The sequence below is a fragment of the Stenotrophomonas capsici genome (assembly GCF_034961085.1).
Classification (GTDB): domain Bacteria; phylum Pseudomonadota; class Gammaproteobacteria; order Xanthomonadales; family Xanthomonadaceae; genus Stenotrophomonas; species Stenotrophomonas capsici.
This window is the reverse complement of the sequence record NZ_JAYFUH010000164.1, coordinates 1-2,309: the sequence shown is the minus strand read 5'-3', so window position 1 is coordinate 2,309 and position 2,309 is coordinate 1. Positions and strand designations below refer to the sequence as shown.

Here is a 2,309-nt window from a genome sequence, read left to right as displayed (position 1 = left end):
AGACGGCGTGGTGAAACGCCAACCGGTCCACAGTAATTGGCCCCTTGTGCGCATTCATGCGCACAGGGGAGGCGTGCGTCGTGCCTGTCGGGGCGAAATCGCGGCCTACGGCGCCGGCTTCTTCTTCCGCGGGGCGGCCTTGCGCTTGCTGGCGCTGCGGCTGGGCTCGGGCGCGGTGTCGTTGCCGCTGAGCGGCTCCATCCAGGTAAGCACGTCGACGTAGGCGATGAAGTGCTGCAGGTAGTCCGGCGAAATCTCCTGCATCAATGCCATGGCACGGTAGGTGAGCACGCTGGAATGCAGCGGGCCGGCGTCTTCGGGCAGGGCATCCAGGCACTGCCGCAGCAGGCTCTCGATGCGGATGCGGCCCCACAGTTGCTGGAACTCGTCCAGTACCGGCAGCGCGGTGCCGTCGCCGGTGTCCTCGGCCGCCGCCTCGGTGCGGCCGGCCGCATTCAGCGGCAGCTGGTACTGCAGCGGCTCGGTGGTCAGCAGCGTGATCAGCTGCCGCAGCGGGCTGGGTGCGTCCTCGCCGGCGGCCGTGTCCGGTACGTGCCGCTGCACGATCCCGGCGTAGTCGTCGAGCAGCTGCGACAGGCGCGCTTCCAGCTGCGTGCGGACCGCGCCGTCGTAGGCACCGGCACGGCGGGCAAGTGCGTCGATCAGGCCAAAGCGCAGCGGATCGATGCGGTCGGCGCCCTGGGTGCGCCACGCATCCAGCCGTGCGTGCACCGCCGGATCAGCGGGCATCGGCCTTGCCATCGGTGTGCGGCCGCGGAATCGGTGCGATCTCGACGCGGCGGTTCTTCGCACGCCCGGCCTCGTCGTCGTTGGGGCTGACCGGCTGCTCGGCGCCGAAGGCCGCGGCGAACACCGACGCCGACGGCACGCCATCGGCGATCAGGGTGCGGGTGACGGTGAGCGCGCGCGCGGCCGACAGTTCCAGGTTGTCGGCGAAGCGGGCATTGGCCACGCGCACCGGCTGGTTGTCGGTGAAGCCGCTGACCATCAGGATCTCCTCGCGTGCGTGCAGGTACTCACGCAGCGGGCCGGCGATGCTCTGCAGCAGCTCGCGGCCTTCCGGTTGCAGCTGGTCGGAGTTGAGCGCGAACAGCACACTGCCGCTGATGCCGATGCGGCCGTCGATGACGGTGATGCGGCCGGCGGCCATCGGCGCGGCCAGTGCCTGCTCCAGCGTCTTGAGCTTGGCGGTCTGCGCCTGGCGCTGCTTCACTTCCTCGTCCAGGCGGTTGTGCAGCAGCAGCTGGATGCCGATGACGCTGGCCAGGATCAGCACGAATGCACCCAGCAGCACCGACATCAGGTCGCCGAACGCGGCCCAGGTGGTGGCGGTGGATTCGGCGTCGAACTCGATCTCGTCGCTCATGCCACTCAGGCCCCGCTGCCGTCGCGGGCTTCGGCCAGCTGTTGCAGCTCACCGATGATCTGCTTCTGCGAGAGCATGCTCAGGTCGATGACCTCGCGCGCCTGGGCGACGTAGTAGGCCAACTGTTCGTCGCTGCGTGCCAGCGACTTGTCCAGCGCGGTCTCGATCAGCTGCAGGCGCTGGCTGAGCGCCTCGCTGGACTGGCCGAACAACTGCACGGCGGTGCCGAACGCATCGCCCAGGCTGGCCATTTCCACCGCGCTGGTGGTGACCTGGGCCGCGGCGCCGTCCAGGCGGGTGGTCTGGTCTTCCAGCTGCGCGCTGAAACGGTTGCCGACGCGCTCCAGCAGGTCGGCCGAGGTGCTGACCAGGGCATCGACGGCGCTGCGCTGTTCGGTGGAGGCGTGGTTGACCGCGTCGAGCAGGGTTTCCAGCGTGGACAGCAGGCGGCCGCGTTCCTCCAGCATCGCGGTGTCGCGGACCATGCTGTCGGACAGCTTCTGGCGCAGCTCGGCGACCACTTCGGCGGCCGCGCGCGGCGCTTCGGAAGCGGTCTGCACCAGCCGCGAGATCTCGGCCAGGGTGTCGCGCGCATGCGCCTGCGACTGCTCGCCCATGGCCTGCGCGGTCTGTGCCAGCGTGTCGCAGATCTGCTGCTGGCGGGCGGCGACCTGCGCGCCGTTGTGCGTCCAGCTCTGGTCCAGCCGTTCGACCATCGCCGACAGGGCCTGCGACCAGTTGCCCAGGCGTTGTTCGTCGCGTGCGGCGAAGGCGGCCTGCAGTTCGTCGTGCGACTGCCGCAGCGCGTCGACCAGCGAACGGGCGTGGCCCTGGAAACTGTCCGAAGCGGCGAGCAGCGCCTGCTCGTTGCGCTGGGCCAGGGCATCGTGGGTGCCGTGCTGCAGGGTGAGTGCGGCGGTCC

The 2,309-nt window shown here is 69.9% G+C and carries 2 protein-coding genes and 1 pseudogene; all 3 read right to left on the bottom strand.

Features of this window, described 5'->3' with window-relative positions; all coding sequences use genetic code 11:
• Window positions 1–105 precede the first annotated feature (105 nt).
• Window positions 106–750 (bottom strand): DUF2894 domain-containing protein, encoded by a 645-nt coding sequence (locus VA603_RS10690; RefSeq protein WP_165931088.1) that lies wholly within the window; start codon window positions 748–750, stop codon window positions 106–108.
• Complete coding sequence (locus VA603_RS10685; protein WP_132862291.1) at window positions 740–1,387, bottom strand: OmpA family protein; 648 nt, start codon at window positions 1,385–1,387, stop codon at window positions 740–742. The genes VA603_RS10690 and VA603_RS10685 overlap by 11 nt, the downstream gene beginning before the upstream one ends.
• Before the next feature lie 5 nt (window positions 1,388–1,392).
• Window positions 1,393–2,309: pseudogene (locus tag VA603_RS10680) on the bottom strand (hypothetical protein); the annotation flags it as partial.